This is a genomic window from Caballeronia mineralivorans PML1(12) (assembly GCF_001028175.1).
In the GTDB taxonomy this organism is placed as follows: Bacteria; Pseudomonadota; Gammaproteobacteria; order Burkholderiales; family Burkholderiaceae; genus Caballeronia; species Caballeronia mineralivorans.
This window is the reverse complement of the sequence record NZ_AEJF01000245.1, coordinates 53,995-71,094: the sequence shown is the minus strand read 5'-3', so window position 1 is coordinate 71,094 and position 17,100 is coordinate 53,995. Positions and strand designations below refer to the sequence as shown.

12 protein-coding genes and 1 pseudogene are annotated in these 17,100 nt (G+C 57.7%); 9 read left to right on the top strand and 4 right to left on the bottom strand.

Annotated elements, in window-relative coordinates; translation table 11 throughout:
• Positions 1 to 52 precede the first annotated feature (52 nt).
• The 8 genes from EOS_RS40115 (at position 53) to EOS_RS40080 (ending at position 9,796) form a co-directional block, all read left to right on the top strand.
• A complete protein-coding gene (locus tag EOS_RS40115; RefSeq protein WP_047897778.1) occupies positions 53 to 1,078 on the top strand; it encodes an amidohydrolase family protein in 1,026 nt (341 codons plus the stop codon).
• Between the two features lie 44 nt (positions 1,079 to 1,122).
• Positions 1,123 to 1,974 (top strand): amidohydrolase family protein, encoded by an 852-nt coding sequence (locus tag EOS_RS40110; protein ID WP_047897777.1) that lies wholly within the window; start codon positions 1,123 to 1,125, stop codon positions 1,972 to 1,974.
• A gap of 90 nt (positions 1,975 to 2,064) precedes the next feature.
• Positions 2,065 to 3,345, top strand: coding sequence for an MFS transporter (locus EOS_RS40105; RefSeq protein WP_047897776.1), 1,281 nt, complete (start codon positions 2,065 to 2,067; stop codon positions 3,343 to 3,345).
• A gap of 63 nt (positions 3,346 to 3,408) precedes the next feature.
• Positions 3,409 to 4,395: a DODA-type extradiol aromatic ring-opening family dioxygenase gene (locus tag EOS_RS40100; protein WP_047897775.1), complete on the top strand. Its 987-nt coding sequence runs from the start codon at positions 3,409 to 3,411 to the stop codon at positions 4,393 to 4,395.
• Between the two features lie 61 nt (positions 4,396 to 4,456).
• Positions 4,457 to 5,314: an HpcH/HpaI aldolase family protein gene (locus EOS_RS40095; protein ID WP_047897774.1), complete on the top strand. Its 858-nt coding sequence runs from the start codon at positions 4,457 to 4,459 to the stop codon at positions 5,312 to 5,314.
• Positions 5,315 to 6,859 carry an acetolactate synthase large subunit gene (locus EOS_RS40090; protein WP_047897773.1) on the top strand — a complete coding sequence of 515 codons (1,545 nt, stop codon included), beginning with the start codon at positions 5,315 to 5,317 and terminating at the stop codon, positions 6,857 to 6,859.
• Between the two features lie 35 nt (positions 6,860 to 6,894).
• The gene (locus EOS_RS40085) at positions 6,895 to 7,791 is read left to right on the top strand and encodes a substrate-binding domain-containing protein (protein ID WP_047897772.1); all 897 of its coding nucleotides are present in this window, start codon (positions 6,895 to 6,897) and stop codon (positions 7,789 to 7,791) included.
• A gap of 154 nt (positions 7,792 to 7,945) precedes the next feature.
• A complete protein-coding gene (locus tag EOS_RS40080) occupies positions 7,946 to 9,796 on the top strand; it encodes a PD40 domain-containing protein (RefSeq protein ID WP_047897771.1) in 1,851 nt (616 codons plus the stop codon).
• Between the two features lie 567 nt (positions 9,797 to 10,363).
• On the opposite strand, the gene EOS_RS40075 is transcribed toward EOS_RS40080, so the two are convergent.
• From EOS_RS40075 to EOS_RS40065, 3 genes are all read right to left on the bottom strand, one after another.
• Positions 10,364 to 11,419 (bottom strand): MFS transporter, encoded by a 1,056-nt coding sequence (locus EOS_RS40075; RefSeq protein WP_235443113.1) that lies wholly within the window; start codon positions 11,417 to 11,419, stop codon positions 10,364 to 10,366.
• Between the two features lie 250 nt (positions 11,420 to 11,669).
• Positions 11,670 to 12,644 (bottom strand): hypothetical protein, encoded by a 975-nt coding sequence (locus EOS_RS40070; RefSeq protein WP_053064219.1) that lies wholly within the window; start codon positions 12,642 to 12,644, stop codon positions 11,670 to 11,672.
• A gap of 835 nt (positions 12,645 to 13,479) precedes the next feature.
• Positions 13,480 to 14,418, bottom strand: a complete 939-nt coding sequence (locus EOS_RS40065; protein ID WP_082163705.1) for a helix-turn-helix domain-containing protein — start codon at positions 14,416 to 14,418, stop codon at positions 13,480 to 13,482.
• A gap of 781 nt (positions 14,419 to 15,199) precedes the next feature.
• Here EOS_RS40065 and EOS_RS40060 point away from each other — a divergent pair.
• On the top strand, positions 15,200 to 16,354 hold the full coding sequence (locus EOS_RS40060; RefSeq protein ID WP_063779138.1) for a lactonase family protein: 1,155 nt from the start codon (positions 15,200 to 15,202) through the stop codon (positions 16,352 to 16,354).
• Positions 16,355 to 16,440: 86 nt separating this feature from the next.
• Here EOS_RS40060 and EOS_RS47830 read toward each other — a convergent pair.
• Positions 16,441 to 16,642: pseudogene (locus EOS_RS47830) on the bottom strand (transposase); the annotation flags it as partial.
• Positions 16,643 to 17,100 lie beyond the last annotated feature (458 nt).

Sequence of the window (17,100 nt, the reverse complement as noted above, 5' to 3'; positions counted from 1 at the left end):
TGAGACCAGAGTAAGGAGCTAAAGCTCCAACTCTGGTCGACATGGAGACAACATGATTATCGATTGCCACGGCCATTTCACGACCGTACCCACTTCATTTCGCAACTGGCGCGCGAAGCAGGTCGAGTTTGCGAACGACCCGGTCAACGCACCGTCGCGCGCCGGCGCACATGTGACGGACGACGAAATTCGCGAAGGGGTCGGCAATGGTCAACTCAGGCTGCAGCGTGAACGGGGCAGCGACTTGACGCTGTTTTCGCCGATCGCCGGATTGATGAGCCACCATCTGGGCAATGAACGTACGAGCCTGGAGTGGGCTGAGGTATCGAACGACCTCGTGTACCGCGTGACGGAACTCTATCCCGACAACTTTGCGCCGGTCTGCCAGCTGCCGCAGTCACCGGGCGTGGCTCCTGCGAACTCTATCGCCGAATTGCGGCGCTGTGTCGAGCAGATGGGCTTCGTGGGGTGCAACCTGAACCCCGATCCGACGGGCGGCTATTGGACAGGCAAGCCGATGACCGATCGCGAGTGGTATCCACTCTACGAAGCTCTGGTCGACCTGGACGTGCCCGCGATGATTCACGTGGCAGCCTCGTGCAACCCCTGCTTCCATGGCACAGGAGCTCACTATCTGAACGCCGATACCTCAGTGTTCATGCAGGTGCTGCAGTCCGACTTGTTCAAGGATTTTCCGACGCTGCGCTTCGTTATTCCACACGGCGGTGGTGCGGTTCCCTATCACTGGGGACGCTATCGGGGAATGTCACTGGAAATGTGTGATCGGCCGCTCGAAGGGTTGCTGAACAACATCTTCTTCGACTCCTGCGTCTATCACAAGCCGGGCGTCGAGTTGCTGACCGAGGTCGTGCCGACCGACAACGTGCTGTTCGGATCGGAAATGGTCGGTGCGGTGCGGGGCAAGGACCCGACAACTGGCCAGTACTTCGACGACACCAAACGCTACATCGACGCTTGTACTGCGCTGACGGACGAGGATCGCTTCAAGATATTCGAGGGCAATGCGCGGCGCGTTTACCCCCGTCTCGATGCACGCCTGAAGGCACGTGGAAGATGACATTGGCGCCAGCCGTACGCTACCGAATAAGGACTGAGACACTTATGGCTTCATCAATTGTTGATATCCATCCGCACATCATTTCTGACGATGAGAGCCGCTATCCGCCGGCCCCGTTGTTCGGAAAGCGCTCGGATTGGTCGAAGGAGCGTCCGACCACCGTCGAGACGCTGATTGCGGCGATGGACAAAGCCGGCGTTACTAAGGCCGCCGTGGTCCATTCATCGACCACTTACGGTTTCGACAACAGTTATGTAGTCGACAGTTGTACGAAGTATCCGGGGCGCCTTGCGGCCGTCGGTTCCGTCGACGTGTTGCAGCCGGATGCGCCGGCGCGCATCCGCGAATGGGTCAAGCTCGGCCTTGCCGGTTTGCGCTTGTTCACCGGGGGTAGCACGAAGGAGTTCGATCCGAGCGAGCTCGATGATCCACGTTCATTCCCGGCGTGGGAACTGTGCGCGGAGCTTGGCTTGCCGATGTGCATCCAGACCGGACCCGTCGGCCTGCCGCAGGTAACGAAGCTTGCCCGTCTTTTCCCCTACGTGCCGATCATCCTGGACCACCTGGGGCGCCCCGAGGTTGCCGATGGCGCGCCTTATGCTGCGGCGCAAAGCCTTTTCGACCTGGCGCCGCTCGAGAACATCTACCTGAAGCTCACGCCGCGTATCTTCGGCGATGTAAAGAAGGAAAAGGCAAGCGCCGAAACATTTTTCCCACGCGTGGTCGAGGCGTTCAGCTCGAAACGGATGGCCTGGGGATCGAATTTTCCGACGTCGCCGGGAACGCTTCCGGAAATCCTCGCGACCGCTCGGGCGAGTCTGCAATGCCTGAGCGATGAAGACCGCGCGTGGATATTTGGCAAGACGGCACAGCAACTTTATCCAGCCGTAGCCTAAGTTCCGATGCATCCGTGCAGTCCGCACATGGCGCCAACGACGCCCTGGGTGGCCGAGAAACAGAACCAGTGCAAACCAAGAAGAAAGCAGATGGAGACAAGCAAGTCAGGACGAACAGGGCCCGTGAGCCGATGGGGCATTCTCGCGCTCCTTGCGATCGGTGTGTTAATTTCGTTTGTCGATCGCACCAGCATTTCTTCCACGCTGGCGGACGCAAGTTTCGTTAAACACTTTGCGCTCACGAGCGTTGATCGCGGCTGGATCAACTCGGCTTTCTTCTGGTCGTATGGACTGTTTCAAGTGCCGATGGGCTGGGTGGCCGATCGCTATGGCGTCAAATGGCCCTACGCGGTCAGCTTCGCGGCGTGGTGCATCGCTACCGCGTTGATGGGGGCGATGACGGTGCTCGCGAGCCTGGTCGTCCTGCGCCTGATCATCGGCATGACCGAAGCTATCGTAATTCCTGCAAGCTATCGCTGGATTCGCAACAACTTCGGTGAAAGCCAGAATGGCCTGGCTGTTGGCATTCTCGCGATGGGCAACAAGTTCGGTCCCGCCCTCGGTGCACCGGTCGGGGCCTGGTTCATCGTCAATTATTCCTGGCAGGTGATGTTCGTGGCGACGGGCCTGATTGGGCTGATCTGGCTGGTGCCGTGGTTGCTGCTAGTCCGCAATGACCTTCCATCGAGGACGGAGCTCACCGCGGCGAATCGAAGCGCCCGCACGGTCAGCCTCGGCAGCATCTTGTCCAGCCCGGTCGTGTGGGGCGGAATGGTCACCAACTTTTGCTACGGCTATTTCACGTTCTATTGCATGACCTGGATGCCCGCCTATCTGGTCGAGCAACGCGGTCTCTCGATTTCGAGGTCTGGGCTGTACACCTTCTTCAGCTTCGCCGGCATCGCGATCGTCGCGGCCGTCGCGGGATGGGCAGCGGACCGGATCATCGCAAGGGGAAACAACGCTGTACTGGTGCGCAAGGCATTCACCATCGCGGGCTTTGTGGGCGGATGCACCGTCCTGCTCGGCGCCTATGCGCATTCGCTCGACATGGCCCTGTTCTGGAATGTGCTCTCGCTCTCGCTGCTCGGCCTGACCACTGCGAACAACCTTGTCCTGTCGCGCCTGACCTTGATCCCCAAGCAAGCGATCGGATTGGTCACCGGCGTGCAGCAGGTTGCCACCAGCCTCGCGGGCGGTGTGGCAGCAAGCCTGTCGGGCTGGCTTCTTCACGTCAGCGGAAGCTACGACTTGTCGATGATGGTGATCCTGGTCTTCCTGCTGATCGGTGCAACGGCCACGGCAACTCTGTTCCGTCCCGAATGGGCGCCGAAGGTGACCGAAGCGCGTGGCTCGCTGCGGCAAGCTTAGAAATCACGGCATGGCCGCAATAGCGGGCCTTGTTGAACACATTAATTCACTGAGAGATCCTACATGGCGAAGATCGTATTCGGGATGGCGGTGCCGCACAGCGGCATGCTTGGGCAGGCACCGGAGGACTGGCTGAAAAACGGTGAGCGGGACCGTAACAATCCGGAGCTGTGGTACCGCAATCGGACCTGGACCTATCCCGAGCTGGAAGCGCACCGCGAAGCAGCCTTCGAGAAATTCCTGACGCTCGAAGAGCGCACTGCGCGCGCCGCGCGCTGCCGTACCGCGCTTGATAAGATGGCCGCCGCCTACCGCGACGCGAACATCGATGTCGCGATCATTCTGGGCAAGGACCAGAAGGAGATCTTCACTGATTTCTCGCCCTCGATCGCCATCTATAGCGGCGAGGAAGTGCACAACGGCCCGCCACAGCGGCAAGTCTATGCGCCCGACCATCACGTCACGCACAAGTGTCATCCCAAGCTGGCTGCCTATCTCATCAACAGCTTCCAGCAAGAGGGTTTCGACCTGACGGACCTCTTTGCGTGGCCCGACAACGTGTGGATGAAGCCACTGCCTGACTATCCAGTCGCGCCGCACGCGTATAGCTTCGTGTATCACCAGATCATGAACGACAATCCGCCGCCGCACGTGCCGATCATCATGAATTGCTTCTATCCGCCGACACAGCCGTCGATGTCACGTTGCATTGAATTCGGACGGGTCCTGCGTGATGCCATCAATGCGTGGCCTGAAGACGTGCGTGTGGGTATCTTCGCCTCCGGCGGCTTGTCCCACTTCGTCAACGACGAGGAGTTCGATCACAGCATCATGAAAATGCTGGCTGACTACGACTATGACGGTCTGGCCGCGGTGGATGACCGCTCATACCAGTCCGGCACCTCTGAAATCAAACTCTACGTCAGCGTGATGAAGGCGGTGCAGGAAACGGATGCCGAGATGACGCTGGTGGACTACGTCCCCTGCTGGCGCACACCTGCGGGGACCGGTGAAGGCATGGGTTTCATGTACTGGAAAGCGGCCGACTGATCTGGCTTCATGCAACCCAGTATGCACCCACCCGCGCACTCAATTAACGAGAGAGAAGACGATGAGCGATACCCGCCTTAACAGCATCATTCGCGCTTTCGAATCCAATAAGGCTGCATTCACTGCATTCGCAAAGCTGGATAAGCAGACCGCCATCGAGATGAGCGATGCGCCGTATGACGGCATCGTTTTCGAGATGGAGCACAACCCCTACGACGTATCGGCATTGGGCGATGCGTTGCAGTACATGCTTAACCGAAAGCAGATTGCCGAGTCCGGCTCGGTTGCGCCGCGCGTCACACCGATTGCCCGTATTCCCGCGAACGGCGTCGAAATGAACCAGGCCTTTGCGAAGCAAGTGCTCGATCGCGGCGCCTATGGCGTGGTATGGCCGCACGTAGCGACGGTCGAGCAGGCCTATAACGCCGTAGCGTCCTGCCGCTATGCCCGGCCCAAGAATGCACCGCTGTATGAGCCCAAGGGCGTACGTGGTGACGGCCCAGCAACCGCCGCTCGCTACTGGGGCTTGAGCATGGCAGATTACTACAAAAAAGCGGATGTCTGGCCGCTAGCGCCGCACGGGGAAATTCTGGTCGGGCTGATGTGCGAGAGCACCGAGGCGATTGAAAACCTCGATGACATTCTGTCGAACGTGCCTGGCATCGGTTTCATCCTGATTGGCGAGGGCGATCTGAGTCAGCAACTGGGCTATCCGCGCGAGTATGAGCACCCGGTCGCGCTTGATGCCATGCGCCAGATCGTCGAGATTTGCCACAAGCACAAGGTGGTGGTCGGCAACCCGCATACCACTGCGAAAAATCATCAGCGGTTGCTTGAAGAGGGATACCGCTTCCTGATGTCGGCGCCGCAGCGCAGCTATGGCGTTGTAGGCACGGCGCGCGAGATTGCGGGGTATTGAATGAACGGAGCCGAAAGCCTAGTCCAGACGCTCACCGATCAGGGTGTCGAAATATGTTTCGCGAACCCGGGTACCTCGGAGATGCACTTTCTGAAGGCGCTCGAGAACCCGAGCATGCGCAGCGTCCTTTGTCTTTTTGAGGGGGTCTGTACAGGCGCGGCGGACGGGTATTACCGGATGAAAGACATGCCGGCATCCACGCTGCTGCACCTTGGGCCGGGACTCGCGAATGGGCTCGCCAACATTCACAATGCCAAACGGGCATCGTCGGGCATGGTCAACATAGTGGGCGAGCATTCGGCGTCGCACCTGAGATACGATCCACCGCTGATGTCCGACATCGAGGGCCTCGCGCGGCCACTGAGTCACTGGGTACGCCGCGTTGAATCGCCGGGGGCGGTGGCCTGGGACGTTGCAACCGCGGTGAGCAAGGCAAGCGAACATCCGGGGCAAATTGCGACGCTCATCCTGCCAGGTGACACCTCGTGGCAAGACGCGGGCGCGCAAGTCGTGCTGCCGCGCTCGGTTGCCAGTGCAAACACACCAGACGCGGCGCGCATCGAGCACATCGCGCAGGTGCTGCGTTCGAGCGAACCAACGCTCATGATCCTGGCCGGTCGCTCGACGCGCGGTCGCGCGCTCGAGCTGGCGGGCAAACTCAAGGCGGCGACAGGCTGTCGCATCGCGACGCAATTCTTCAGTGCCCGGATCGAACGCGGGGCAGGGCGGGTCACGCTCGAACGTATTCCCTATGCAGTGGGACCGGCCGTCGAATATTTGAAAGGCTTCAAACACATCATCACGGTGGAGACGACCGAGCCAATCGCATTCTTCAGCTATCCTGACAAACCGAGCTTGCTCAAGTCGTCCGGTACCAGTGTCCATTCGCTGGTCGAAATTGGCGAGGATGGTGCCGCCGGCCTTGAGATGCTGGTTGAGGTGCTTGGTGCGACGAACTCGGCGGCCGTGCTCCAGCCGCGCTCGGACGCTCCGCCGCCGACCGGCGCATTGAGTCCTGCCACGATTGCCCAGGCGCTGGCCGCCGCTTTGCCCGAAAACTGCATCCTCGTTGATGAATCGCTGACCACAGGCCGCGAGACGATGGGCCTGACCGTTGGTGCTGCGCCGCATGACCTCATCAACAACATGGGCGGCTCGATCGGCTATGGCACACCGGTTGCCACCGGCGCTGCGCTCGCTTGCCCTGAGCGGCGGGTGTTCTGCATGGTCGGTGACGGCAGCGCCATGTACACCATCCAGTCGCTGTGGACGCAAGCACGCGAGAGCCTGAACATCACGACGATCATCTTTGCCAACAACAGCTACGCCATCCTCAAGGCCGAGTACGCCAACATGGGCGCCGGTGCGCCAGGGCCGCGTGCGCTGGCCATGATCGATATCGACCGCCCGCGTATCGACTGGCTCGCCACGGCGAAAAGCATGGGTGTTCCAGCCGTTGCTGTGGATACAGCCGAGGCTTTCCACAAGGCCATGGCCAACTCAGTCAACGAGCCGGGACCGTGTCTCATCGAGGTGCGGCTGTAATTCTATCCAGGCTTCATGCGTAAGGAGAGACATCAATGACAACGACACTGACCGGGGTGCCAACCCTGCGCACCAATCTGGCTGATTACCCGGTAACGAAGGCGATGAAGGACGGACGGCTGAGCTCGGACCTCGTCAAGTTCGATTACTGCGGACCGACGCCGGCGCATAACGGCTTCAAGGCGATGGTTCGCGAAAACAAGTTCGACGCGGGCGAGCTGGCGATCGTCACATTCTTGCAGGCCAAGGCTTATGGTAAGCCCTATGTCTTGTTGCCGACGCCAATCTCGGGACGCTTCCAGCATCATTGCGCCGGCTTCAACATTGACTTCGGCGAGCTGAAACCCAAGGATATAGAGGGCAAGAAGGTCGGCGTTCGCACCTATACCCAGACGACAGCGCTCTGGATTCGGGGCATCCTGCGCCACGAATACGGTGTCGATCTCGACAAGGTGAGCTGGATGACGCTCGGTGATGGACATCTCGCTGAGTATCGCGACCCGAATAACTGCGTGCGCTTGCCCGCGGGTTCCTCGATTCCGCAGATGATGCTTGAGGGTGAGCTGAGTGCAGCCTTGCTCGGTGAAGACATGCCGAAGGACCCGCGTGTGCGCACGCTTGTTCCCGATGCGCAAGCCGCTGCCAAAGACTGGTTTGCGCGCGAGGGTGTGGTGCCGATTAACCACATGTTCGTAGTGCACGAGGACATTTCGAAGCAGCGCCCAGACATCGTTCGCGAGTTGTACCGGATGATCGTAGAAAGCCGTGCGCTCACTGAAAGCGGAGTGCCCGCTATCTTTCCGCCGATCGGGCTGGAGGAGAACCGCAAAGGGCTTCAATTGGCGATCGACTGGGCGCTTGACCAGAAGATCATTCCGCATCGTCTGAGCGTCGACGAACTGTTCGATGACATCACGGGCAATCTGGGCTGAATGATGATTCGCAGGAAGGAACGGTAAGGAAGGATGGAGCGGACGAGCGGGTTCACATCGCTCACCTACGCATAAATAACGGAGACATCTCGCTGTGTATTTGACTACCTCTTTGAAGAAGCTCCTGGCTTGCATAGCCATCGGGGGCGCCTGGATGTTGATTCCAACTGGAGCAGGTGCGGCGACGAAAGGCACCTTGTTGCTCGATCGCGTCGGCCCAGTAACATCCGAGTTGTATGTATCCAATGCAGACGGCACCGATGAGCACCGGCTAATATCGACTGATGGTTTTGACTATCACGCGTCCTTCTCGAAAGATGGGCAGTGGATCGTATTCTCATCGGAACGTGACGGTCTGGGCCAGTCGAATATCTATCGTGTCAAAGTGGATGGGACGGGCCTGCAGCGGCTCACTGATCACATTGGGGTCTCGGATGCCGCCGTTTTTTCGCCGACCGACCCTGACACGATCGCATTTGTCTCATCACGCCGGGGCACGAAGGACTTCGGTACAACAAATATCTGGACACTGAACATCTCGACCGGCGCGCTGAAAAACGTCACGGGCTCGCTGAAATTCGATCCCGCCAAACCCCATGGTTATTTCAGACCTTCCTGGTCTCCAGACGGCAAGTGGCTCGCACTTTCTTCCGACACGGGCTCTGATTGGCGCGGCCACAATCTGCCGGTTGGCTGGGAACGCACGCAGGAAAGCAGCATCTATATCATCAAGCCGAATGGCTCCGGCTGGAAGAAACTTGCCAGCAATCCCGGCTATGACGAAGGTTCACCGTCCTGGTCACCGGACGGCAAGCGCGTGGTTTTTTATGAAACACCCGTGGAGTCGACCTGGGGCGCACATCGTCCGGAGGGGATCAACAAGGTCAGCTCGCAACTGGTGTCTGTGGATGTGTCCAGCCTTGAGAGAACGGCATTGACATCGACTCCTGGCTTCAAGGTGTTCCCGCAATACATGAGCGAGACCAACGTCGCCTATCACGTCAAGGGAGGTGACACAGAAGGTATCTATACCACCACCGGCACTTTCCGCTCGACTAGCAATACAGGTATTCGCTCGCCTCGCTATTCGTCGGACGGCGCGAAGATGGTTTACGAAAAAATAACGATGCGACCAGCGCATGCGAATGGAACGCCGCTATTTAGCTTCGACCCTGCATGGGACTACAAATATATTGATGTCTTCCCGCAGTTGTCATTGGATCGCAAGAAACTGGTGTACACGGAAAAGGCGATCAATTCCTCCATTGCGGTCACCAATCCCGATTTGTCCGGCTATACACGCATTTACGATCCGGCTACCAGTGACTTGGACCCAGTCATGATCAAGCAAGGCCTGGCCGGTGCATTCCAGCCTACGTGGTCGCCGGATCGCGAGTGGGTGGCCTTTGGTGTGGGTGACTGGTTCTTTACGCGCGGTGCAGGTCCGGGCCGGATCGTGCGTATCAAGGCGGACGGCACCATGAACGGCCACCCGGAAGTCCTGACCGATGGTTCTATGAATGCGGGCTTCCCCAGCTACTCGTCCGACGGTAAGAAAATCGTCTACCGGGTGTGGAGTCCGAAGGTCCAAGGTCTGCGTATTCTGGATCTTGATACACGCACCACGACCGTGTTGACCACTGAAGCGGACAACCTGCCGGACTGGTCGCCAGATGGCAGCAAAATTGTGTTCACCCGCAAGGAAGTCAACCCGAGCGATCCGAACAAATTCCACTATGACGTGTACACGATCAAGCCGGATGGCACGGGCCTGACCCGTTTGACGACCCCTGGGGCGAACCAGGGTCATGCCGTCTGGACCTGGGATGGCCGCATCGCATACAGTTCAGGCGTCTATGGCTTCAGGGATGAACTCGCGCTGTACGACAACAGCTTTCAACCTGACGGCCAGAACTGGGTGATGAATGCTGACGGGAGCGATCAGCATCCGATCACGGATACCCTGTGGGAAGAAGCGATGCCGCTGTACATTCCCAATCCATAATCTGGTTATTGTATTGGTGTAACAAGGGCGCTGTGTGAAAGCGCGGCGCGTTTGCATTATGGAATGGTGAACGAAGTGTATGCGCTCAATGAGCGGAAGCGTCGTTTGACGGCCGCAGCAATAACGCTCGCGGGAGGGAACAAAGTGGTGCTCGGCACCTCAACCGGTGAGGACTACTTTGACTACAGAGAAAACGCGAGCGTCGGGTCATAGAGGATGCTCAAGTCACGCACTGGACTGCAGATCGCCGGTCGCGATTGCAGCGTGCGACGAACGCCTCGGCGACCAAGCTCGCCCACCCACCCACTTCATGAAAACTGGCAGTGCGTCACCCGCTACAACCTGCACAACCATGCCGGAATTGTGACGCAGCGCTGCAACGCATTGTCGGCAACGCCAGGAAGGCGCGAAGGCTATCGCAGCAGAAAACTGAGGCGTGCTCCGGTGCGTCCGCACTGAACCGGATGATCAATCCGGGAATGACGGTGTCGGCGAAAACCTAAAAAGGGCGAGTATCGGAGTGCTTTGATTGGGTTCTTCTTTATTCAACAACGCCACACCATGCGTCTAAGCAGAAGTCTGCGTTTCTGTCTGCGGTGGTCCGTGAGCAATGTCGTTGATTTTCGGTGCCCATTTGCGCTTGAGCAGAACCACAGTGCTGGTGGCGCCGATCAGAAGGAAGGCGAAGATCGCCATCATCGGCAACTCGTAGGTGCCCCCAAGGTGGAGCAACCAGCCTGAAAGGCTGGCCGATATACCGCCCGCGAGACTGGTGGCAACATGCTGCAATCCTGTGTTCAATCCGATCGCCTGCTTGGGGATCAAGGTCAGTTTGCATAGAGCCAGGTTGTTCGCGGTGACAAGGCCAAGCAGCGAGAGCGAGAGCACGTTCCAGAACAAAGCCATCTCAAGCGACGGGGCATAGGCGCCAAACAGAACGGTGGTTCCCCCAATTAAGCCGGCGACGATAAACCACTTGCGCACCACAACGGCATCGTTTCCGCGGGCGATAATCCGGTCCGCGGACCATCCCGCAATCGCCGCGACGATCGCAATTCCAACAAAGCTGAAGAAGGTGTAAAGCCCGGACTTCTCAAGAGAAAGGCCCTGTTGCTCGACCAGATAGGCCGGCATCCAGGTCATGCAATAGAAAGCGAAATAGCTGTAGCAAAAATTATTGATCAGCCCGCCCCAGACGACCGGGCTCGCCAGGAGATTTCTGAGCGGCACTGAGGAGGCCCGGTGTATCCCCGCCGCGAGTTCCTCCCTGGACGGATAATCGTTTCTGACCATCAGCAGCCATGGCACCAGCCAGAACAGTCCGACAAGTCCCGTCGCCAGGAACATCACCTTCCAGGAATATGTGACGATCATCCAGGCAGCAATTGGCGCGCCGAGCGCGGGCCCCATCTTGCCGCCAATCGAAAAAATACCGAGGGCTGTGCCTTTCTGAGTTTCCTCAAAATTGTTGGCGAGGTAGCGATAGGTGGCAGGGACCACAATGGCTTCGGCCACGCCGATGAGCAGGCGCATGATGATCAGGGCCGAAAGCGTCGTGACCATGCCTGTGGCTGCCGCGGCAATGCACCACAGCATGAAACAGATCGAGTCAGGCCATTTCACGGACTTCCTTATCCCGAATGTCTGGTATCTCTCGACAGTATGTGCTGTGGTTGTTGATCGAGGCAGGAGCGCTCGGTTCAACAAACTACCTACGGAATTTAAGAACGCGTCAGAGGCAAGCCGGACGTTGCCGATGATGTAACTTTAGAAGCAAAAAAATGGAGGAAAACGACATGAATGGATTCCCTCAAACGATCATTGGCAACCCCCTTGAAGGGTCGCCAATGATTGCATTCACGAGGACTGCTGATTAGAAATGAATCTCGGCTATCAGCATGGGCGCTGAGGTTATAGTACCGACCGTTTCGCTAGTCGGCGTGCCGTACATGTGATGCCAGTACTCGTAACCGACGCCCGCATAAACAGCACGCGGGTGACCGGCGAACGAACCAAGATCGGCTAGCAGGGAAACGCGGGTGAGAAATTCTGTCGTTGTCTGAACTCCGAAACCATCCTTTCCTTTCGGTCCGGTCATGCTCGCAAACCCACGAAACACCAGCGGCAACGGTCCCACCCGAAACGGAAAGAGCCACGAGCTCTCGAGGTGCCACGCAGTATTGAAATGCACATCCACGCCGGTAATACCGTTATGGTTGCTCTCGGTTCGAAGACCCGCGGTCAGGTTCAGAAACCCTCGCGGCAACGCAAACTCGATGGTCGGCCCGAAAACGATCATCCGTGCACGCTCTCCGTATGCGTCGTTCTTGGTGCCGAATTCGTAGCCGCCGGTCAAGCCGACATCCCGAATGATGCCGATGCCCACCGGTCGTCCAAGAATCTTTCCGGCACTCAACTCGACTCGACCGACGCTATACACCTCCTGCGCCCCGCCCGAGGACGGACCGCCTGCCTCCGGGTTTGCGGAGTTCGATACGAGGTAATCCACGTTGAACGCGTAGCTACCGAATTTGAAACCACCAATCGTGGTGAGATAACCAATGTTCTGGGCAACTTTGTCGGGAACACCCGGGTAGTGGAAATCCCTGCGATAGCGGTAGCCGATATAAGTATCGTTCCACGATACAGGCGGCGCGCCAATTTCCTCTCCCGATTTCAAATCCGGAGCAGTGAGGCGGGTGGCGCCGTTCGTCTGGGTCCGCTGGGTTTGGGGCGTGGTGGAATCGTTTGGTGCCGTGTACTCCTCCGCGTAACTGAACTCGCTCAAACAGCAGAACATGGCCGCGCTGAGAAGCAGTTTGCGCAAAGCTACTGATATTTTTTTCATGTCTCCATCCATATAGATTTCTTTATCAGCCCCGCTTCCGTTCAAATTTGTCGAGGACGAACAGGGAGCCAGATACTCGGGGTAAAGTCGTCAAAACCGGCCGCCGTACCCCCTGCAACAAAAAACCCGGGTAATGTCAGACTTGGCGCCGTGCGGCTGGTTGACGATGTTTTTCATGTCTCCGTCCAAACAGGATCTATGTTGATATAGGGAAGGCGTGGTCGTTTTCCGACTCTCGATACGGCCGCACCGTCGACAACTCGCTGGGCAATCCAACACAGGACATTCCAGGACATTCTGCCGCGATGGTGAGGAATGGTATTTGATGCCAGGCCGTCTGCCTTTACACAAAAATTAGATTCGCTGGCATTTTTTGTCGGATGGCGGAAGGGCGCAGTCATGGGCGGTTGTAGACGGATCCCCCGCAGCGATTGAAAACTAATACGACGTGTTGGGATGACGGCCACGTTCCGTAGCAACCTTGAAAGCCAATGAGGTCCAGGTAGAACTCAACTCACTGAGCAAACACGGGCGCGACGCCTGCGGCAGGTCTCCACCGAAGCGGGCTGTGCGGTATGCGCGGTGCGCCCGCCTGAGCCGGTAGCGCGCGTTCATGCGCGCGTGGCCGTCGGCGTTGCCGGTCCAATTGAAAGTGTGCCTGGAGACGATGAGAACGAGAGTGAGCGTGAGCAACTGCAGGAGGATCGGCCCGAGAGAGCCGATTCGCGAAACTCATCTCCTGACCGAAATGGAGCGGCGCTTAAGAAAACGATTGTGTGAAAAGGCATCTTCGCCGGTTATCCGGACAAAACGAAGACGCCCCCGTCATCGCTGTTTATTTCGTACGATGCGGCTGGTCTCGAGCAGTGACCCGAAACTGGCTTGGCGCTTGACCGACTTCTTTCCGGAAGAAACGCGTGAAGTAAGCGGCATCCGAGAAGCCAAGCCCAAAGGCGATCTGTTCCACGGACATATCCCCGAAAATGAGGTTCCGTTTGGCTTCGGTGATGATGCGTGCGTGAATCATCTTGGTGGGGCTTTGCCCTGTTGCAGAGGCGCAGGCCGCACGCAGTTGCACCAAAGACACCGCCATCGCTGACGCATAGTCCTGTAGCGGCAAGTTCTGCCGGTAATGCTGATCGATCAACTCACGAAACCGGTCCGCTAGGCGGATCTCGTTGCGTGTTGCGCCTTCGTTGTCAATCCGGTCCAGACAGGTTCCGCGAACCAGTATGAGCAGCAGTGAAGTAAGCAGTGCTTCCGTTCCTACAACATGGCCGACCGCCTTGGACTCAAGCTCCAGTTGGAGCCTTTTGATCAAGCTGAAAAACTCCGTTGCTGCCGCGGTCGCCGAAGAGAGTGGAATCATCCGAGGTAACGCCCACAGTTGGATGAATTCGTGGAGTTTGCTGTTGACTTGCGTCAGGTAGGCCACCTCGATCGTCACGACCCATCGGTCCACATCGACCGCGTAGTCGAGTCCATGAACGCATTCAGTCGGTAGCAGCAAGACACAAGGGCCCTCGAATGGCACACTGGAACCCTCAAGGTTCATCACGCCGCGTCCGTTACGAACGAATATCACCTGGCCATACTCTGGATGCGCGTGAGGCTCGGTTCGCCAGCGACCCCGCTCAGTGACATGCCCGATATTCACAAACCACTTTTCTTTCTCTTCAGGACGCTCGACATACAACCGGACCTTTGGAACCGTTGTCAGCGTCGTTTTGTTATTTGAGTGGTGTTGATATTTTGTCATCGCACTGTCTTTCATATTGTCTCCTTGGCGAGGATCAACGGGATCGATTTGGTGAAGACCGGTCGGTGAAATTCCGGTCTTACGTAGAAAGATTTCTCGCGCTGGTCTCGCTTGAACCATATCTCATCGATTAGACGACAGCCGGTCGTTCCCGTCACGTGGTTGGTGAGAAGGACGGCCCGGTCGATTGATCGACGGTCGTCATCATTCTAGGCTTGGATCAGCATTGACTCAATGATCACCAGGCTTGGCTTCCAAGAAACGGAGGAAGCCGAACTTGGTAGCATGACACATTTCGCGCCACGTCCGATTGCGCAGTTACCCTGCTCGCCAATTTCTGCAACATCTCGGCGCTTCCGGGACGAAAGGCACTGAGGGGTCGCGCCCTATCTCGGGGCGACGTGTGGGATAGATGGCTGACCGAGCAAAGATGCGAATTCGACGAATCACAACATTCGGTCAAGCTTTCTGCGGTCTTTCACCGATGGAGAAAAATGCCGGTGAATCGCAATTTTGTGCAAGGACGAGCGATCGGGCATCGAATATCCTTTTCCGCACAGGCGATACTTCCGGTGGCGAGTCTCTGTCGAGTTGCCTGGAAACTTGATCGTTGCTGCAGTGGCGCGGAAACCCGCTGATCGTCCTTACCGACATTGCGCTGGGTGAACCAGCGAATGGAATAACGGCTGATTGTCCGCTTGCGGTCTATGAATAAAGAGGCGGCGGGCAGCGGCAATACCCTCACATCATTTGACTTCTAAGTTAAGAGGCTATGACGCAGTCCCTCCGGAGAAGTATGGTGACGCGAGTCGTCGTTATGGCGGCACTTGCCATGCTGACGTTGTCAGCAGGAGCATACAGCGAGCAGGGTCGAGCAGCCACGCTACCGAAAAATGCACAAACGGAACTCGTCTACGTGGGCACGCAGGAGCGCCGCATTCACGCGCTGCGCTTCGACGCCTACACCGGTAAGCTCACTATGATCGGCCCGGTTGAGGAGGGGCTGAGATCCACATGGCTAGTTGCGCATCCTCAGCTACCAATACTTTATTCGGTCGATGATCAAAACACAGAAGAAGGAAGTGTCACTGCCTACGCGGTGGATCGAGGGAACGGTGCGCTTACCAAAGTGAACGCGGTCGCCACAGGAGGCAACGGAACCACGTATTTGTGGTTAGACGTACCCTCGATGACCTTGCTCGGTGCCAATTACAGCAGTGGGTCTGTATCGAGCATTGTTATCAACCGCGAAGCAAGCATGGGCTCACTCGTGTCCACGATCAAGGAGACCGGTTCCGGACCAAACCGTCGGCAGGCGAGCGCGCATGCTCACAGCGTCGCGGTCGATCCATCAGGTCGATACGCACTTGTTGCCGATCTGGGTGCCGATCGTGTTTTCGTTTATGGCTTTGACCGGGCGACTCATGCGTTGTCGCCGGATGACGAGGCCAATCCGCGGTCCTTCATTGCCCCGCCGGGCAGTGGTCCGCGTCACCTCGCTTTCGGTTTAAACGGTCAGTTCGTTTATTTGCTAACTGAACTAACTGCGGAGATCATGGTTTTACGCTGGGGTGCATCGCAAGGGCATTTGACACTAGTGCAATCGTTGCCGACGACCAGCCCGGAATTTCAGGGTGCCAAGAGCGGAGCCGAGATTGCGGTCAGCCATGACGGGCGTTTTGTCTATGTCGGAAACCGCGGAGAAAATGCGCTGGTGGTCTATCGCGTTAGCCCTGACTCGGGGGAGCTTTCTCTGGTTCAGCGCACGTCCTCGGGCGGTCAGAGACCCTGGGGATTTGCAATCGATGCGTCGGGAAAATGGATGCTGGTCGAAAATCAAAGCAGCGGTAAAGTGAATGTGTTCAGAATCGACCCTGTGTCGGGCATGGTGTCGGACACAGGGCAATCGGTTGACGTACCTGCTCCTGTCAGTGTTGTCTTCGTGAAATAAGGAACTAGTCCATGATCGGATAGATCTGTATAACTTAGTTAGAATCACTAACAAAATGAAGATCGAAGTTGACGCGAGCAGATTATTCAGGCAGCGATCTTCGTGAACGCCTCGTGAAGGCGAGGCGTTCGAATCGAATGCGCAGGCGTCTGAAGTTATGCAGCCAGGCGACTTGCGTTCAATGACCCATCGGATTTTGCCAAGGCCTTTGCAGTGCGACTCGCCTCGACGGGCGATCGGGGCCGGGATGCCCGCAGCGTGTAGCGGCCAGCGGTACTTGTCACGATCACCCTACACGATCGCCGGCTTCGACAACGGTCGCCACGCTTGCAGCAAATTGGCGGCGGTGACATCAGGTTTCGAGTTTTCGCGCCAGCAGCTTCGGCGCTGAGGGGATTCTCCTGGTGCTAGGGTGAATCCGGGTGAAGTGATCGACTTTGCGCCCGTCGGCGAGCGTGACTTCGATGACAGCACCACGTGGCGCGGTGCGCGCCCAGACGAGCAATCGACAGTCCGCTTCGCATCACGCAGCGGACCAGTAGGACCAGTCGAAGTGAATCGGATTTCGTTCCGCGCAGGTGCTGCCGCTCATAAGGCTGCGGCGCATGCGCTCGCCCACTGGTAACAAAAAGTGCCATTGAATCTAATTTTTATCTAGGGACGCGTGATCCGTTCTCCAATATCGTTATTCCGTCTGGACGATTCGCCCGGCACTGGAGCCCTTGCCCAGTGGTCGGTGACGACTA